The following is an 18,671-nucleotide window of genomic DNA, read 5'->3' as shown; positions in this document are numbered from 1 at the left end:
GTTTCTGCTGATTAGATGTATGAGACGGGTACAAGGTTACATCTATATTCTTAATCTTCAAAAAACTGCGGCTGGCATTTTCGCTAAATGCCACAATCAGAACAGTATGCCAAGCCGCGCATTTTTCCCGGAATTTTGGACTGACAGGGGCACCGGATCATGCCGGATTCCAGCCCGAAATGAGAAACTTAAGCTCGGGAGAGACGCAGGAACGTGCCAGACCTCCCAATTAAATACGATTCTGCATGCTAATTTCGGCCAAATCTCTTTATTCCGGTAATTATAGGCAAATCTGCACAGTACGAAGATATAAGGGAGTAGGAGTATCCCTCCTCTCCCAACAGATAGGACGCAGTTGACACAAACGGGTAGTAAAGGAGGGATAGTACGGTGAGAAAACTCAGAAGGTAATCGTGTTCTATTAGCGTAAAATCGGTTCTCACTTTACTTTCATCGGGAATAATTCCGAAAAAGTCGTATACCAATCAGTTCGGTTGGATTTAATCATTGCCAATGCTTCTTTCAATGCAATCTCTGTCAGAGTTCCTAACTGTGTATAGTTGATGATACTTCTTCTTAACCAAATATCTGCCAAAGATTCTCCTGCACTGGCTCTTATCATGTGATCGAATGAAGCGTCATTTGCTACTTTCATAAGAATTTGTATCACTTCATCGTCATCAAATTTGGATAAATCCATAACGGCATCGTCAATTTCGTCATCTCTTGAAGTGTCGTTGTATATAACCGATATCAACATTTCTTTATCTGTCTTCACCGCTGTCATTCCTTTCAAAATTATACCGAATTTAATGTTGCTCTAAACTGCCCGTTAGCTTAATCAAGCAGCGTCAGTCTAATACTTTATTTTCCGAGTCTACAACTTTATTTGCTGAATCTAACACTTTATTTTCTCCTCACAGTAAAGCCTAATTTTACTTCGTTTTCCTATTTTCCTCTTTAAAGGCATAAAAAAACCGCTCAAAAATATGAGCGACTTAGCAAGCTAAAATGATTATAAACAGTAATTACAATCTATTTTGTTAAGATACAAACATTATTGTTAAGTTACTCACATTAATGTCTAATAACCAACTTTAATGTCATTCTACATTAATTGTCCGAAGAAAATAAAGTATTAGACTAGTGTTGTTGATTTGATGCGGTTTTTTGGTTACAAAATCGTCAGGTATTGAAAAATAAGTTGTAGACTAAAGAAATTAAACCACGAGACTTACATATTCTATAAAAAAATAAAGTTCTAGACTGAATCAGAACTTTATTTCACTAAATTATGAATACAACAATTTTTTGATACTTAACCAGAAATCGAATTTTGAATTACTATAACAGTCTCACGTAACCAACCAACTTTTTCTGACTGTTGGCTGCTTGTCTTGATTTTTCTAGCAAGTCTAATTTCTTTAATTTTATAACCAAGATTTATAGCAATCTCTTCGATAATTCGATCAGTTTCAATCACAACTCCATAATAAGATGAATTTGCAACATTAACATACAGTTTCCCATCTTGTTTCATCTTCGGTTTAATTTTGCGGAGCAAATCTTCCAGATCGGAAAAATAACCAATAATCATACTGGGAATACTTTTATTCCAAAACTTTTCTTCAAAATTCATTATTTTCGAAAGCCTATCCTTTAGAATCTTACTATTTGGTAGAGGTATCTCTCCCCATCGAACTTGGACATGTGATCTCATTGTTTTTCTTCTTAAAACTCTAACATCTTCATAGTTCAATACATGACCTAACATCCATAACTCTATCATATGAGAATCTGTATAATCTCTTGAGTTTAGATAGGGGGGAGAGGTAATAACTAAATCTATCTTATTATCATCGATAATACTAACTAGTTCTCTGCAATCCCCATTATATAAGAGATCTATATTATTAACTTGGGAATTCCCTATCATTCTTTCAATATTCCCAATATCAATCATTACACTTTGCTCACATTTTTCAAAAAACACTTTATAAATATCTTTTTGTTTGTGGGTTTTATTTTTCCAGTTTTCTCTATATTTAAGGGCTTTCCCATCTCTGAATACATTACTAAATTGAAGTAAAATAGATCCTAGAGTAACGGACAGTATATCAAAATATTTCGGATTAGTTACTGAGATGATTTCAATTGCCTTCCTAATATTCAACAGTGAAAGTAAAGCTGTTTTATGATAAATCCACTTTTTAAGTTTAGTACTTTTAGAAATTGTTTTTAATCCGATCTTATAATCATGAACAATTTTTTCATTATACAATAGTGATTTAAGTAATTTAATAACTTCTATGAATTCTTCGGTTTTATAATTTTTTCTCAATTTCGCCCTACAAACCTGGCTCATAAAAGGACTTACCTCAAACGAATAACAATCATTTCCTAATTCTTGACTAACTAATGAAGTAGTTCCACCACCCGAAAATGGATCTAAACAAAACAAGTTATTTTTTTCTTGCTCCCGAATAATCGACTCCACAAAATCATTTGAAAACCCTTCTAAAATTGGAAACCAACGATTGACTGATTTCTTTTTATTTTTATTAGCACTTACAAAATTATTATATTCAAATGACCAATCTTTTATTTTCATAGCTTCATAAGGTATCACTTTTATTTCTCCATTCTTATCGCAAGACTCTTAATTCATTGTAACAGAATATCTTCTACTCCGGAATACGCATTAGAAACTAATTAAAAACAAAAAAAAAAGCCCGGTAGAGCCGGACTAAGCAGGATGACGTTTATTCAAATTTATATTTGGAATTATCTCAAATAATTGCATGTAAGATTTAAGATTTGAACTAACAAAATTGTAACTTTGGTAATCCACTTCTTTTTTATCATCTCTTGCGTCAAATAGAATCAAATAACCCATCTTAACATTAATATCCATAACATTTAAAAGTTCTTCGATGTACTCAAGCGTTTGGGTAACTCCTTGTCTAGCCCGAGCATCACCATATGGATTAGTCAGCTTATTTCCGGAATCATTAATGGCTTGCCCTAACCATTTAATTTCAAAAAAATAAAATTCTCCATTAACCTCCGTATAAATATCTAATTCTCTTTTACTTGCAGATAACTCAGTTTCAATTAAAAAGGTATGTCGCATTCTATCGTTCAGATAATTTTTCAAATGGTCTCTCATGTACTTTTCAGGTTTATTCTTAAGGATATTTCTGCGTATTAGAGAAGAATCAAACTGATTTAATGTACTATTGTCAGCAAAGAAAACCATATATTCACTTTGATTACTTAAATATGTTAGTTCATAACTTTTAATAACCTCATAAATTTGAGATATATCTTTTTTCTCTGCAAATCTAGTAAGATCTTCTGTACAATAAAATAGATTTATCTCACCTATATTTTCACCTTTGATAAAAATATCTATTCCATCTGAACCAAAAAAAAGTACACAATACCCTTCTCTGGAGCATTTCTTATAATATTGTTTAGCTTCAGTTGAACTTCTAAACGTAATACTTTTATAAGAAGTGATATTCATAATATTATTCACTTCAATAATGTTGTTCAATCTTGAAACCCCAAAAACGTCTGCTTCAAAATTTGAATTTATATTCTTGAAATCAATCAGATCTAGATCTTCCTCTTTTATTAGTAATGTAAATAGATTCTTTTTATTTATTCGATTGCGCCATAGTTTTTCTAAGTGCTGCATCTTTAAAATTTTGAATTTAGGTTTATTCAGTATTTGATTTTTTGCTTGCAATAAGAAATCTTCTACCTTAGAACCAATCACATTCATAAAATCAGGATTGTCAAATTCAAAGCGCTGCATTATTCTGTTTCACCTCGAAGTATTTTACTAAATACGTATTCGAAATACATCTCTAAATATTTCTTGTTATCTAATTCTAAAGCAGATTTCCCCAAAGTACCCTCAAAGGCAGCTTTTAATCTTCGCAATGTAAGTTCAGTTTTGTTTCCAGACTTTAAGTTAATCTCCTTCATCGAATTTCTCTGTAAATTATCTTGATATTGAGGGTCACGAAATACAAAATCATATATCTTCTCTTCACCATAAATGCCTAAAATATATATAATTGTTTCAATCCATTCTTTTCTTTCAGTGTAGTACGGCATAGATGTCATATCAGGGAGTTCTCTACCTGCAAGTTCTATTTCATCATTTTCATTTATAATGATAAACTTATTTGCTAGTAGGAATTTTATTGAGAAGGGAACTACATCAGAGAAAGGTCCTCTAAGCGAAACAGAAAAATCATAATCTATTTCATACGGATTGTATTTGTTCTCAAATCTAAAACTAAATAGAATAGATGAAATATATAAAATTCTCTGTATTGAAAGTTCATTCATAGCTCCCCACGCTAGATCTTCTCCTGTAGTTAATGTTGCTAAAATGTCACCATTCACCCTGTATATTTTTTCATTAAGATTTTGCAACTATCTTCTCCTCAATTCTTTTTGAGATCTCTGATAACACTTTACTATCACGTTGTATAGATGATATACGTCCATGCTCTAACAAGTTCAAATAATTTAATTTTGGTGTCTTATCTATTATTAAATCAAGAAATTCACTGTTATTAAAATTCGAAGTAATAATCAAAGTATTAGGTTTATTTAAATATTTCAAGAAAATTTGAGCTGCATTAGCTTCATACGATATATCCAAACTACTATCAGGTGTTTCGCATACAAAAAAAGAAGGTGTGGTATAAAAAAATCTTAACAAACTCATTCTAAATGATTGATCAGTAAAAAACCTTTGTGACTCAGATAATTCTAGGGAATTGAGTCTAGGCTTTCCATCAATTACGGGTATATACCTTTTGACTTCTTCTCCCTCCATACTGTCAAATGATAACTTACTATTCATACCTAAAAAATCCCCTGCAAAATCAGCAAACATTGAAGATAATTCTTTGGTGATATTCGACAAGTTATTTTCAATTTTTTTCAATATATCATCAGCCATCTTATTATATTCATCACTTTTGGATGAATTTTCTTTTTTCTCCCTCTCCAGTTCTTCCATTTCTGACATCATTGCAGTATAGGTATAAGATTCTTGAGATTTATCATCTTTACTGTATAAATTATGATCTATATCTCTTAAGCGAGATTGTAACTCAAATACTTCTCGTTTTAATTTATTGTACTCTTGATCCAATTTATGTAACTCAATTTCAATATTATATATTTCTTTTTCACATCTCTGAGACAACAAAAGCATTTCACTTAAATCATCTTTCATATCTGTTACATGCTTCGGTAATTCTTGTTCCACTCTAATACTCTGATTACATAAAAAACAATTATCTTCTTCTATTACAAACTTTTCAGTTATATGTTGATTGCACATAGGGCATGAATGAATTACTTTCAGATTGTCCTCGTAAATTTTGTAATTAGGATTAAGTGTACCCCATATCCTTTGATAAATCTTTGATTCTTCTTCCCTGATTTTTTGTTCAAGATCCTTTATTTTTTTATTAATATTTATTCTTTCATTAACATACACACTCATTCGGTTCTCGCGATCTTTTCTTTCAATTTGAGCTTCATTTAGATTCAGAGTATATTTTTCCAATTTTCTTTTCGATAAGTTTATTTCATTTAAGGCATTGACTTCTTTATCACCAGATTCCCCTTCAATTCTCTTCAGTATTTTACTAATTGCTCTCATGTCTTCAGATTTATGGCGTGCAATACTGTCATGATACTTAGCCTGTCTTTTAGTTTCCTGAAACTTTTCATCAAGCGCAGGATCATTAAAGTACTTACTTGATAACCTTCCTTGAATCGATGAATCCCAAACAATAGTTTTTCTATCTTCACCAAAAAAAAGTATTTGATTAACGAAAAATATTATGTCATTAAAATCATTTATATTAGTTTTCTCTGCTACTAGACTTTCATACCTCCCTTGAAGAAGGTTACTCTTTTCATCTTCATTTAGACGTTCATACTTATCTTGTCTAATCTGTTCACCAGGGAGAAAAAAGCCTTCTCCATTCTCTGTTACAAATACACTTTTCAAAGTGATTTCATATAAACCTCTTGTAACAATAAAAGTAGTGTTACAAACATCAAAAGTAAGTTCAACCTCTGCCTTAATGTCTTGATCATAATTGCCGCTCATCCGATTTTTAAAGTAATCAGGAGAATACTGCAGTCGTCCTTGTCTCCTCTCACCTTTATATGTTCTAACATCAAGATCTTTTTTGTATGACCCAATTAGTCCATATTTAATTAAGTTAATAAAGCTTGTTTTACCCATGCCATTTCCACCAATTATCAAATTGAGGCCATGTATGAATTCATAAATAATATCCTTTTGATATAACGAGAAATTTCTTATCTCTATTTTTTTCAGCTCTGGCAAATATATATTATTCATTTTTTCAACCCCAGTTTACAATAGTATCTCACCACTAAAAATACCACAATTTTACTATAAGGACTACTCTTAAATCATTGACTTGTGTAGCAAACGATTTGCCCAATCCCAATTAGTATCACTCCTATAATGCTTAACCTTTTCAATCTCCATCCCTTTACAACGATCAAGAACATACTGATCCCAATGCCCGCCTTTTTCAACCAACCCTTCAAGAAGCAACTTTATGTTCTGCTCGATTTTCTTAAGTGATAACTCCTGATTAGGTTTAAGAATCAGAGTAGAAATCGACCAATTATCCGGTCTCGCCACCTCAATGATATATGCTGTAGAAGTTACACTTACAACCTGAACAACAGCACATGTACGGCGTGATCCATTAGGGCAAGTAGAGAAGCGCTTCCCGTGGGGAGTTCTTAATACAGATAGGTTGATCTTAGCAGACATTGTTTCCTTAAGAACGTGAACCATTTCAAAGAAAGATTCCAGACCAAAAGCCTCAGTAACAGGTATCGTTTCAAGTGTCTGGAAATCGATAGGAGGCGTATCACCGCCAACAGCAGAATCCTGGGTGCTTACTTCTTCCAATGAACCTGAGTTTTTACCTCCTCTTCCTGTTGTAACTATGATGTCGCTTCCTGTATTTGACCGTTTTTTATTTTGCTTTCTAGTCGTCACGACTGGAGAGTTAGAGAAGCGCATAAAAGTAGGTGGGGCCTCTAATACATCTTGATTGGTATCCTCTTTTGCATCCTTGCTATCATCATTCAATATGTACTCATCATTATCCGGCTTTGAGGTTAAACGCACATGTTTATCCCCGTTCCTGGTTTCAATCTGTTTTTTTGATGGATGCCAAAAAATGATATTCTTATGCGGATGCCTAAATCCACTGAACCCAATAATCTCTTTTACCAGAATATAATCAAAGACTTTTTCTCCACGAACATACATCTCAATAGGCCCAAGATCAGGTAAATCCACATTTAATGGAATGCCTTTCTTTAGAGCAGCGTTGGGATTCTGCGGAGAACTCTTGATTGCCTGACTGAAGATATGCTGATATACAGAGTCCCACATAGCTCTTACTCTGACATCACTATATATCCATGACATATGCTGCGCATTGCTTTCTGTAGCTAATCTCTGTGGGACACGTTTACTCATATCAAAATATAATGTTTCGTTGTTAACTTCACTTCTATCTACAAGCAGCTCTAATCCATGTGGCTGAAGTAATTGAATTGCTAAATTCTTTGAATTTATAAACATTGCTCGAATAAATTCAATGACTGGAATACAATATGTGAGCCGATCCGCTTTAAACTGAATAATGTTCTGCAATCCGAGTTCAGGGTTTTTCCCGAAATCAATTAGGCGTTTAGGCAGTTTAAAACCATTGGTTACGATACCTTGATTGAAATTACTAATAGATAGGTGGTAGGGCGATCCACTTATGGGTTTAACCGGATCATATTTTCCATCCGTGTACAACTGTCCAATACGTAAATTAGGGAGGGTACCCCATGGGTATGAGACAATTTCTGTACTCATAGTTGCCGTTCGAAAAGCAACTTTAATTTTCCAGTTTCCATGGTAATCCATATGCGGTGAGCCAAACCAAAATAGTTCAGCTTCCTGATTTCCAGATAATGTGGGTCTCAGAGTTAATGATGCCATTGTATCACCTCAGTAGTAGAAAGAGGGGCTATATTCGAGTTGCTACCAATACATCGGTTAATTTCATCTTCCACAACTTCAAGATAACCTGGTCGAAGTCCAGCCTTCTTTACAAGTTTCCACTTTTTCAATGGCCATTCACCCCACATTTGTTCAGCAGCCCAACGCACCCGTCTACACTGAAACTGAGCAGTTGATTCGAGATAGTTGTTCAAAATGCCTATTGTTATTGGCAACTTATCTTTATGCTTTTCGAGCATGCTTAGCTTCCCAATTCGCTTACCAACTACTGAAACACGGATTCTAACCGGCTTATTATTACTCGCAAATAATTCCTTACACATATCCTCAATCTGCCAACTCAGTTCCAAATCGCGCTTTTCCCAATTAACACGTGCCTTTTTGCATTCCTTAGAACGCAGTGATTTTGATGATGCAACTTTCTTTATCCGATTCACTTTCAATTTGTTTCTCTGTTCCATAACTCCAACAGCAGAATATTTAATAACCGTATTTGTATCCACGCCGAGTACTCTTGCTGTTGAACGATAGGAGAGACCTGCATGCAGACATTCGTGAAGCTTGCTAAACCAGATAGCTCCAAAAGACTTAACTCTTCCCTTATGGAATTTATCCTCTTCATTCTGATCCGGCCCACGTCTTGAATAGGAGAATCCACATTCGCACACAAATGTTCCCACAGGTCTCCCAGTATCTGAGCAACGTGTAACCTCACAACTTTGTATGACTGCTTTTTTATAGTGCTCTGATGCTTTATTTAAGCAGGGCCAGGGACCTTTACCGAATGGGCTATGGACTTCCACCGGTTGCTCTAAAAAAGCTTTAAATGACCCATATAGAAAGTGTATGAGGAGTATCTGGCGTAAAGGATGAACTGTATATCTCATTGATCTTGTAGCACTTGCCAACCAAGTGTGGTCATCTTGCTTTGGGATGCTTTCAAGCTTGTCCAGCAGATCGTAACTATAGAACGTGATGAATCGTTCTCTTAATTCCTGTTGTCTTATTCTTTCAGCTGCAGTCAGAAGACCTAGCTCAGACAAGCGTGACAGCAACAAGGGTTTAGAATTATAAAATCCTCGTTCTTCTTTCATCTGTAGGAGCGCTTGAATATCCTTTGAAATGGCTAATAAGCGTTCAAAAGTCTTATCAGATACGTTCTCTAAAACAGGAATTGAGCGGAACATCCTTCTCGAAATAGGAAGAACAGTAAGACCATGTCGTTCCGAAACTGGATAAGTCATTTGATGAAGAATATCACCATGTATAGGACAAAGCCATACACCAGGGAGTTGATGGATTCTGTGCCAAAAGGGCTCACCGTATTGTTGAACATCTTCGTCATAACATGAAGGGCAGAAGAGTATTTTGCTATCCCGATCAAAAGTGCTGGCTGTAATTCCAACCAGTGTATGGATTCCCGAACCATCCCCACTCTCCATCAATTTACGCAATAATATAGCTCGATTCCTTGGCATAAATGGTGCATAGAACGGATAGAAGGTGTGCTCATTGATCCATTGATCAACCGATATGTTCTTAACTATATTTCTACGAGATAGTTCACCTATATGGCTGGGCAGATCAATCGTTGCAATAACATTTTCAGTTCCGTATACATCTTTGAGTGTCCATTTAGGGCTGCTGTTATTTGATCTAAGATGATAACGGGCAACGACACTATACTGAAGCTCATCCGGATAAGGAATTGGCAATTCACATCGTCCATTCATCTGCACACAACCTTATCCGAAGAATTCCAATGGATTTTTAATATACCCAGCTACTTTAAGCGCATCGTAGTTTGATTTCCGCTGTTTTTTCCCTTGGGCAGTAATAACTCGCAAGTCATTGGGCTCAGTAGGCAACACTTTAGACTTGTTCTTTCTACTTTGCTCTGACGACCTATTAGAGGCTGCACTTTGCTTCAACAACACTAGCTTCAATGCTTCCTTGTGAAGATCCACCGTATCTGACTCTTGAATATATTTCTGTGTTACTTCTCTAGATGAACTAAGAGCTATAGAAGACTCAAAGCCGGCATCTACAAGCCACGTACTTAACTCATTTACAGTCTGTTCAGCAATGTCGTAACCAAGTTCTGTCCGGATCACTTCCAAGCGCTCAGCTTGCCGTAGCTCGGCTTCTATCCGATCCAAGTAATCATCGATTGAAACACTATCGTAGATATCGGCAAACTTTTGAATCTGTACTTTTTTCCCAGAACGTAGAGCCTCCAACGCAGGCCGTATCAAGGTTAATCGGTCTTTGGCTACAGAACGAATTAATTCCGGTGTAATTTTCTTAATTCCTCTATCTAAAGCTCTCCATTGGGTTAGCATGAACAGTTTAATGGCAATGTCTGAAATCCCTGAGACTCGTCATACATCACATCAATAAATTCATGGTTTAATGCAGCCTGAATATCTGTCCACTGGTATTTCCAAAGACCTTGTAATAGCCACTCCCATTCATCGTCTTTCTTGAAATGATGCCAAGTGGCATCTCCCTGGCCACTATTGCGCCGGGCATTTCGAAACTCTCCGTTCAAGGCAGGAAGAGCTTTATAGGTTCCAACAAGAATTACCGGCAAGCCAATCGTGTTCACTAATTGAACGAAGAAGTTGAGCATTTGTGCTGCCCGATCATCTTTAGCTTCCTGCAAGTTTTGAATTTCATCTATGACGAGCACACCAAGGCAATGCACAGCCGCAGCCTGTGCCATTATAGGCAATAATTCATCCGGATTTCTGGTTGAATTCTTTTTGTAATATCTTGTTCCGACCAAGCTATCTACAGCCAATAGAAAGTTAAGACATAATCCTCTTATCGAACCATCATGCGGGCAATCCATCTTCAGCCAGACAATTTGATATGGTGCCGGCATATCTTGACCTTGATACTTCCGATGCAGAATCACTTGCGGATACATTTGCAGAATACGCAATAGACTACTGGATTTACCAATCCCCGATATTCCAACTAAAGCAAAGCCTGCTGAGGTTGGTGTATTGACTGGATATCCGTTTGTATTCCCCTGCATAATCAGATCATAGGCATCCTTACGGGCTCTAAAGGCATAATTAGGGGTAAGAGGGTTACGTCCAACATAGCCATCTCTAATCAGTCTGGAAATGCTCTGCTGTAACTCTAAATGCCTGGTTAAAGGTCTAAAAAAATCACGCGAGATCCGCTGAATACAATGCAACCGGAGATGAATCGGCAAATCACGCTCTGAAACATGGAAGATCGGCTTTGAAGCCAATTTATTTACAACCGTTTTATCGTCCCATATCGGTGGAAGAGCCTCTAGCAACGGGTTATTTCGGTAGTCCTCTAGTAATGGATCTTGATAATCTGCCTCCACGAAGTTACCACGACTGAATTGAAATAACGGAACATCAAATTCACTCATCTTCATCATCCTCTTCATGCAAATACGCTTTTATCTTCGAGAGATTGTCAGCTGGAGGAATGTATGCTTGTTTCTTGTCAGTAGTCTCATCACTTTTTAGAGGTACTACATTATTAATTGAGTCTTTCCGGGCTTCACCTTGTCCCGATAATTGAAAAGCCTCATGTTCACGATTAGCCATTCTTTCGGTAGTGCGCCGCTGTCTTGTTCCTTTTACACGCTGATTGTTACTTTCTTCGCTTTGCTTAATAGCTTCATTTGTCTTCTTGGCTGCCATTTCGATAATCGCCTTCGTTTGCGCATCAAGCTCAATTTTCGAGAGCATATTATTCACATCTTGATGCCGTCCCTGATACCTCTCTATCTCTAGTAGATCTTCAACTTCCTCAAATCTTTTATTAAGGTATCTTTCTTCACGTTCTAGTAGGGTACATGTTTCGAATCGATGGCCGTTATCCAACCATAAATATATTTCATTAGTCGAACGGGGATCGTAACATACTTTAACCCTCCACGTTTTACCCGCCCTGGCCTTTACAAACCACTGCTCCCTCATCGCCAAATCAGATCCATAATGCACACCTTTGAACTGAATGCCAGCGGCAGTAACAGTGGCTTCTCCCTGAAGCATTAGGTTAAGCTTTACGATATGTTCTGGCAGCTTTTTTAGACGCCCATTTCGATTAACAATCCCCCAATTCCATATCTCTCTAGGGATAGGCGTTACATCATCAGCCACCATAAACTCATTCCGGTCATACCACAGCATATGATGATTATTATTATGATAAAGAATGTTGTGAATCATAATCTGAGTAAATTCACGAAGAGTCAATTTTGCATCTAGACGATAGTCCCGTTCTCCACGCTCTCTAAAACGTCCTTTAATTGCGCCTGGAATAAATCGGATGCTTCGCAGGTTCGCTAGTCGGAACTGCTGCTCCACAATCCCTTTCCAATCTGCTCGGTAGGGAGGAGCGTTCTCAACATCTACGCCCAGAACATCAATAAGTTGGCTTGGCCTAGTTCCTTCAAGTTCTCCACGGTCAGCTGTTAATTTTTGCGGTAAATGGCTGCTGATCCAGTCCTCTGGATCAATATCAATACCATATTGAGCACAAAAATTCACCTTATCTGTTGTCGTATTAGCTAATGCCATCATTGCACCAATCCAGCTTGGTCCTTCAAGACCGATGTAAATCCCTGCAATGTATCGACTAAACACATCTATTACAATGTAAATAATAGGTCTCCCAATAATCCATTCCCGGCGATATTCACTCACTAAATATACGTCTGCTACAGTTGCATCAATCTGAAATCTAGAGCCTGGCCCAAAACTTTCGTAAGTAGAGCTTCCAAGAATGGGGCGGTAATCCAGTGAGAACCTTTTTTTACCATGTCTGCTTGTAATCGTATCTTCCAAGTTCATTTCTTTGTTAAACCAATATTTATATTGTCCAAAAGTCGGCAACTCATCAGGAGATGGAAGAACCGGGATAAGCGCTTGGCCTTCTTGCCTGAATCCGGATGCAAAGAATTTTTCTAGTGTCTTTTGATAAGCATGCTTAAGAGGAGATTTGTCTTTGTTGTTATAAAATAATTTTATGCCTGAACGCAGCAACTGTTTGATTTCTTCATCGATATTAATACCTACAGGCTCATCCTCAAATTTCCTTGGGCGGCCCCGTTTGCTCTCTTTAGCTGCTCTGTCGTTCCCAACATTTCCGCAATTATTAAAATGGGGTAATAGGGAATTTTTCATCTTGCCACCTTGCCAATATCTGCGCAGATAGCGATAAATGGTGCTTTTATGTATTCCTGTTCTTGCTTGTACTTCCCTGATTTTCAACCCTCTAAAGCCCTTTTCGAAGCAATCCGGCTCGTCAGTTACAATATCTTTAATCGCGTCCCATGATTTATCACGAATAAGTAAATGTTCACTATTTATATCATAATCTAGCAAAGGGATGTTATCATTGATCCAATCAACCTGTTTTAGCAAATCCGCTTTAAAAGCCGCAGTATATTCAGAGTGGGTTCTCATATTTGGGAAAGCTTTCTCGTCTCCCATTACAATGCAACAAAGCAGATCATCGACAGGTGAAATCCACAAAATACGTTCTACACAACGGTCTTCAGAATCAGAAGACTTCCATTCCACAACCATATTTTCATATAGTGATTGCACATCATTCACCCACCTTTTGCTTGTTTCTCTTCTGTTACATTTATCATGAAATCTTTCGCAGGATGCGATGGAATAATTCTTTCATTCATATTTACGGACCAGATTTTCCGGGCTATAAAGTGACGAAACAGAGCTAATGACGTTCCTATCTCTAATCCGAGTTGTTCATCGCAGATTGAGCAACCTCTTGCTATGTTTTCTCCAGAACTCAAACGCTCGGAAAGTATCTTCTGTAGATTTTGAATAACGAAAACGCCTAATTCTGAAACATTGTTATTATGATACTCTTTGTGTACCCACTCAATATTTCTAATCAGAATATCAGGCAAGTCATGGTCGGTAATAATTCCCCAGTCCACATGGCGTTCTGTCCAATAAACTCGCTCTATTTCAAATTTTGCAATCGTGCGTTCATTTTCCAACTCAGAGAAAGGTTTTACCGTTCTGGCATATTGCTTTTCTTTGTAGGTGACTAAAAAATCACTCGTCATCACAATAGCAATGCCCGTTTTGGGATCTGCAGGATGCTTCACACCTATTCTTTCAGCTATCAATTTTGTTTCTTCCAGAGGTAAGAGAGGGAACTGCTCACGAATATCCGATACACCATCTGAGTAATCCAGCAGATAACAATAGTCACGTTCAATATCTGAAAGAAGCTCATGTCTTCGGCCAGTTGTCCAGCCTACCCCACGAGTGGCTCTGCCTTCTGAGGGAACATCTTGAACTCGAAGCCATGGAATATAGTCATTACCTGTTCCTTGGCCTCTTCCTTCTTTAATAAAACGCTCTATTTTTGCTTCTGTGATCTCCCGTTTTCGTTTGGCCATTACGAACCACACCCCCTTAATCAAAAAAATAAGACTGCCCGAAGGCAGCCTCAATTAGAGTCATGTTGTATATTCTCGATGTCAGTTCTGTAGACAGTTGAAGAGCTTCTAGTAGTAGTATTACCGAATCCGTCAGTCTAATACTTTATTTTCCCAGTCTACAACTTTATTTTCTCAGTCTAATACTTTATTTTCCGAGTCTAATACTTTATTTTTCAGTCTAATACTTTATTTTCTTCTGACATTAATTGGCTATCCCCAACAATTCCTACTCCACAGTAACACTCTTCGCCAAGTTACGTGGTTTATCCACATCATGACCCAGCGCAAGAGAAGCATAATAAGACAATAATTGCAGAGGTACTACAGACAACGCTGCTGTCAGCATTGGCAATGTCTTAGGAATAACAAACACTTGATCCACTGATCTAAGCAGGTCAGTCAAATGCTCTTGGTGAGTGATCGCAAGCACGTCTGCGCCGCGAGCTTTCACCTCTTTGATGTTGCTGACGGTCTTCTCAAGCACAGCTTCCTGAGTTGCCAGGGCAATAACCGGAACGCCTTCCTCGATCAGAGCCAATGTACCGTGTTTCAATTCACCTGCTGCATAAGCTTCAGAGTGAATATAAGAGATTTCTTTCAGCTTCAAGGAACCTTCTTGAGCAACAGCATAATCTACGCCGCGGCCGATGAAGAACAGGTTCTTGTGCTCAGAAATTTGCTCTGCATAACCTTTGATCGCTTCTTTTTGAGCTAGGATCTCTTCCACTTGTTCTGGTAGAGCTTGCATAGCTGCTAGAATCTTAGCCACTTGAGCTTCGGTTTGTGTACCGCGAACTTCAGCCAAGTAAAGAGCAAACAATCCGAAAGCGACCAATTGTGAAGTGTAGGCTTTGGTCGAGGCTACTGCAATTTCTGGACCTGCCAAGGTTACCAACACATCATTCGCTTCGCGAGCAATAGAGCTGCCCACTACGTTTGTGATTGCCAGAACATGTGCACCGTTAGCTTGCGCTTCACGAAGAGCTGCCAATGTATCTGCAGTCTCACCGGATTGGCTGACAACGATAACCAAAGTTTCCGGGGTCACGATTGGTGAACGGTAACGATATTCCGAAGCAATGTCATTCTCTACTGGAATACGAACCAAAGATTCGATCATAGTACGTCCTACCACACCAGCGTTGTATGCCGTTCCGCAAGCAACAACTTGGATGTTACGGATGTTCTTGATTTGTTCTTCTGTGATGTTCAACTCTGGCAAAACAACCTTGTTGCCCTCAGCATTAATACGACCACGCATAGTGTCGCGGTAAGCCTTAGGCTGCTCGTGGATTTCTTTCAACATGAAATGCTCGTAGCCGCCTTTTTCTGCGGTAACTGCATCCCAATCGACAGTAATCATTTCCCGAGAAATAAAGTTTCCTTCAATCGTCATCAGTTCGACAGCATCTCTTGTCAAGACTGCCATTTCGCCGTCGTTCAAAATATATACGTTACGGGTATATTCAAGCAGTGCAGGAATATCTGACCCGATAAAGTTTTCTCCTTCGCCAAGACCAATAATGAGCGGGCTTGCTTGACGCACAGCCACCAATTTATCTGGTTCATATTCAGTCAGGACGCCTAATGCAAAAGCACCGCGCATGAAGGTAATCGCTTTTTGCACAGCTTTCACGATATCTCCATCATATTCGCGAGCAATCAGGTGTGAAATAACTTCTGTATCTGTTTCGGAGACAAAGTGGCATCCGCCAGCGATCAGCTCTTCTTTCAGATCCAGATAGTTTTCGACAATACCGTTATGAACGACCGAGAACTTCATGCTGTTATCCGTATGTGGATGGGAGTTCTCATCGGATGGTTTACCGTGAGTTGCCCAGCGTGTGTGTCCGATACCTGCGCTACCTGCCAGTGGGCTGCCTTCCAGCTTCAACTGCAGATTCGCCAAACGGCCTTGTGCTTTCACTACTTGCAGTCCTTCCCCAGTGAATACAGCTATACCAGCGGAATCATATCCCCGATACTCCAGCTTCTTCAATCCTTCAACCAAGATCCCCTGCGAATTCTGATTACCAATATATCCTACAATACCACACATTATTATTTCCCCCGTCCGAGTTATCGTAATGTGGCGGCATAAGGAAAGAAACGTGCCGTGCGGCATGTTTTTGAGAAAAAGCAAATATTCTGTTGTATTTTTGGATCAACAAAATAAACTGTCACTTACATCTTATGTTCATGAAATGCACAGCCTTCTTCTCTGCCGTGGCAGAACTACCGTGTTTCTTTACGATGCGCGCACACATGAATTTTATATTTCTTATGCACCCATGAAAACGTTGTGTGAAAGGTCGCCCTTCCATTTTCCGTCTCCATTTACGGCTCTGGTGCATCACCGGGAGGTCCCCGCCGAACATTTCGAACACCTCCACCTCGTCAGCTTACGTCTGCCGTGATCCGTTCAAGCCTTGTCTACATAACCATGTAGCAGCTTTCCCTTCTCCCCCGCGCTCGACCAAGCTCTGGCGCTTGCTATTGCAAACCTCACAATCCCCGCTTTCCTTCTAGAATGACACTTAATCTATTATATGCACCTTACATTACTTTGGCAATGCTGCACCAACCTAAATTTCACAAATCCCTATTCAGACGATCCATCCAAAAATAATAAACACCGGTGTAACGAGTCCAAATCACTCTCTACACCGGCTATATAGATATGGTAATGAATTATACCAATTCGCGTTGAACAACTTCTACAATTTGATTCACATAAAGATCTAGATCTGCCTTATCAGGGCCTTCTGCCATGACGCGAATCAAAGACTCCGTACCCGACGGACGTACAAGCACACGGCCATTGTCGCCCAGCTTGCCTTCTACTTCAGCGATAGCTGCTTCGATAGCCTGGTTGTTAGGATAATTGGTCTTATCTTGTACACGAACATTGACTAGTACCTGCGGGTATTTCGTCATCATGCTCTTAACCTCGCTAAGCTGCTTACCGGAAGCTTTAAGCGTATCTACCAGCTGGATAGCCGTCAGAATACCATCACCTGTTGTATTATAATCAAGGAAGATAACATGTCCAGACTGTTCTCCACCTAGATTAAAACCACCACGGCGCATTTCTTCCATCACATACCGGTCGCCTACAGCTGTTTTAGCAGTGTTGAGGGATAATTTCTCGGTAGCCTTGTAGAATCCGATATTACTCATAACCGTTGATACAATCGTGCTATCTTTCAGCTTACCAGCACGGTTCATTGCATCCCCACAAATACAGAGAATAAAGTCTCCGTCCACTTCATCGCCTTTATTGTCGATCGCAATCAATCGGTCAGCATCTCCGTCAAAAGCAAGTCCCAAATCCGCTCCATGACGTAATACTTCCTCACGCAAAGTCTCTGGATGTGTCGAACCAAATCCAGCATTAATATTCAATCCATCAGGCTCAGCACCAATAGAAATAACCTCAGCGCCCAGCTCTCTGAACAATCTTGGTGCAAGTTCATACGCTGCGCCGTGAGCACAGTCGAGTACAACCTTAATTCCCTTGAAATCTTGAGAAATGGTTGTCTTCAAATACTCCAGATAAAGGTACTTGGCGTCATTATCAACCGTAACCATACCTAATCCAGAGCCGATAGGACGAGGCAATTCATCAACTTCAGCATCCATTAGTTCTTCAATACGCAGCTCAGTTTCATCCGTAAGCTTGAAACCATCTCCGCCAAAGAACTTAATGCCATTATCTTCAACCGGATTATGTGATGCCGAAATCATGACCCCTGCATCTGCCTTTAATAATCTCGTAATATAAGCAACAGCAGGTGTACTCACTACACCTATACGGATTACATCTGCCCCAATAGACAGCAAACCAGCAATAAGAGCCGATTCGAGCAAAGGTCCGGAAATACGTGTATCCATCCCAATGACAACCTTTGGTTTATGCACGTTACCCGCTAGTACATATCCTCCACAGCGACCAATACTATAAGCCATTTCTGCAGTTAATTCACGGTTTGCTACTCCCCGCACACCGTCAGTTCCAAAATACTTCCCCATTATTTTTCTCCTTTGAATACGCTACATTAGCTTAATGTTCTATCCTAT

At 38.5% G+C, this 18,671-nt stretch carries 13 protein-coding genes; all 13 read right to left on the bottom strand.

Annotation, left to right across the window (positions count from 1 at the left end):
* Positions 1–439: 439 nt before the first annotated feature.
* Positions 440–778 (bottom strand): hypothetical protein, encoded by a 339-nt coding sequence (locus MKX35_RS06710; protein WP_076301016.1) that lies wholly within the window; start codon positions 776–778, stop codon positions 440–442.
* Between the two features lie 540 nt (positions 779–1,318).
* A complete protein-coding gene (locus MKX35_RS06705; RefSeq protein WP_081383086.1) occupies positions 1,319–2,629 on the bottom strand; it encodes a DNA methyltransferase in 1,311 nt (436 codons plus the stop codon).
* A 117-nt stretch (positions 2,630–2,746) separates the two neighbouring features.
* The gene (locus tag MKX35_RS06700; RefSeq protein ID WP_076301015.1) at positions 2,747–3,823 is read right to left on the bottom strand and encodes a hypothetical protein; all 1,077 of its coding nucleotides are present in this window, start codon (positions 3,821–3,823) and stop codon (positions 2,747–2,749) included.
* Positions 3,823–4,452 carry a hypothetical protein gene (locus tag MKX35_RS06695; protein ID WP_076301014.1) on the bottom strand — a complete coding sequence of 210 codons (630 nt, stop codon included), beginning with the start codon at positions 4,450–4,452 and terminating at the stop codon, positions 3,823–3,825. Before MKX35_RS06695 ends, MKX35_RS06700 begins: the two co-directional genes overlap by 1 nt.
* Positions 4,439–6,412 (bottom strand): AAA family ATPase, encoded by a 1,974-nt coding sequence (locus MKX35_RS06690; protein WP_076301013.1) that lies wholly within the window; start codon positions 6,410–6,412, stop codon positions 4,439–4,441. The genes MKX35_RS06695 and MKX35_RS06690 overlap by 14 nt, the downstream gene beginning before the upstream one ends.
* Before the next feature lie 69 nt (positions 6,413–6,481).
* On the bottom strand, positions 6,482–8,092 hold the full coding sequence (locus MKX35_RS06685) for a Tn7-like element transposition protein TnsE (protein WP_076301012.1): 1,611 nt from the start codon (positions 8,090–8,092) through the stop codon (positions 6,482–6,484).
* Entirely contained in the window at positions 8,080–9,846 is a 1,767-nt protein-coding gene (locus tag MKX35_RS06680) for a TnsD family Tn7-like transposition protein (RefSeq protein WP_076301011.1), read from the bottom strand. Before MKX35_RS06680 ends, MKX35_RS06685 begins: the two co-directional genes overlap by 13 nt.
* 12 nt (positions 9,847–9,858) lie before the next feature.
* Complete coding sequence (locus MKX35_RS06675) at positions 9,859–10,455, bottom strand: hypothetical protein (protein ID WP_256716431.1); 597 nt, start codon at positions 10,453–10,455, stop codon at positions 9,859–9,861.
* A complete protein-coding gene (locus tag MKX35_RS06670) occupies positions 10,449–11,528 on the bottom strand; it encodes an ATP-binding protein (RefSeq protein WP_256716430.1) in 1,080 nt (359 codons plus the stop codon). The genes MKX35_RS06675 and MKX35_RS06670 overlap by 7 nt, the downstream gene beginning before the upstream one ends.
* On the bottom strand, positions 11,521–13,719 hold the full coding sequence (locus MKX35_RS06665; protein ID WP_256716429.1) for a Mu transposase C-terminal domain-containing protein: 2,199 nt from the start codon (positions 13,717–13,719) through the stop codon (positions 11,521–11,523). The genes MKX35_RS06670 and MKX35_RS06665 overlap by 8 nt, the downstream gene beginning before the upstream one ends.
* A gap of 5 nt (positions 13,720–13,724) precedes the next feature.
* Positions 13,725–14,549 carry a TnsA endonuclease N-terminal domain-containing protein gene (locus tag MKX35_RS06660; protein ID WP_076301010.1) on the bottom strand — a complete coding sequence of 275 codons (825 nt, stop codon included), beginning with the start codon at positions 14,547–14,549 and terminating at the stop codon, positions 13,725–13,727.
* Positions 14,550–14,817: 268 nt separating this feature from the next.
* Positions 14,818–16,650 (bottom strand): glutamine--fructose-6-phosphate transaminase (isomerizing), encoded by a 1,833-nt coding sequence (glmS, locus tag MKX35_RS06655; RefSeq protein ID WP_076301009.1) that lies wholly within the window; start codon positions 16,648–16,650, stop codon positions 14,818–14,820.
* Between the two features lie 632 nt (positions 16,651–17,282).
* Positions 17,283–18,623, bottom strand: a complete 1,341-nt coding sequence (gene glmM, locus MKX35_RS06650; protein WP_042192071.1) for a phosphoglucosamine mutase — start codon at positions 18,621–18,623, stop codon at positions 17,283–17,285.
* Positions 18,624–18,671 lie beyond the last annotated feature (48 nt).

Origin of the sequence: Paenibacillus sp. FSL R5-0923 (assembly GCF_038009145.1) — a bacterium.
GTDB lineage: Bacteria > Bacillota > Bacilli > Paenibacillales > Paenibacillaceae > Paenibacillus_AQ.
The sequence above is the reverse complement of the archived record's forward strand: the minus strand, read 5'-3'. Positions and strand labels throughout refer to the sequence as shown.

What these genes read in the sequence shown, in the direction of transcription:
- MKX35_RS06700 (WP_076301015.1), bottom strand. Translation starts at nt 3,823, where the DNA reads ATGCAGCGCTTTGAATTTGACAATCCTGATTTTATGAATGTGATTGGT.
- MKX35_RS06690 (WP_076301013.1), bottom strand. Translation starts at nt 6,412, where the DNA reads ATGAATAATATATATTTGCCAGAGCTGAAAAAAATAGAGATAAGAAAT.
- MKX35_RS06685 (WP_076301012.1), bottom strand. Translation starts at nt 8,092, where the DNA reads ATGGCATCATTAACTCTGAGACCCACATTATCTGGAAATCAGGAAGCT.
- MKX35_RS06680 (WP_076301011.1), bottom strand. Translation starts at nt 9,846, where the DNA reads ATGAATGGACGATGTGAATTGCCAATTCCTTATCCGGATGAGCTTCAG.
- MKX35_RS06675 (WP_256716431.1), bottom strand. Translation starts at nt 10,455, where the DNA reads ATGCTAACCCAATGGAGAGCTTTAGATAGAGGAATTAAGAAAATTACA.
- MKX35_RS06670 (WP_256716430.1), bottom strand. Translation starts at nt 11,528, where the DNA reads ATGAGTGAATTTGATGTTCCGTTATTTCAATTCAGTCGTGGTAACTTC.
- MKX35_RS06660 (WP_076301010.1), bottom strand. Translation starts at nt 14,549, where the DNA reads ATGGCCAAACGAAAACGGGAGATCACAGAAGCAAAAATAGAGCGTTTT.
- glmS (WP_076301009.1), bottom strand. Translation starts at nt 16,650, where the DNA reads ATGTGTGGTATTGTAGGATATATTGGTAATCAGAATTCGCAGGGGATC.
- glmM (WP_042192071.1), bottom strand. Translation starts at nt 18,623, where the DNA reads ATGGGGAAGTATTTTGGAACTGACGGTGTGCGGGGAGTAGCAAACCGT.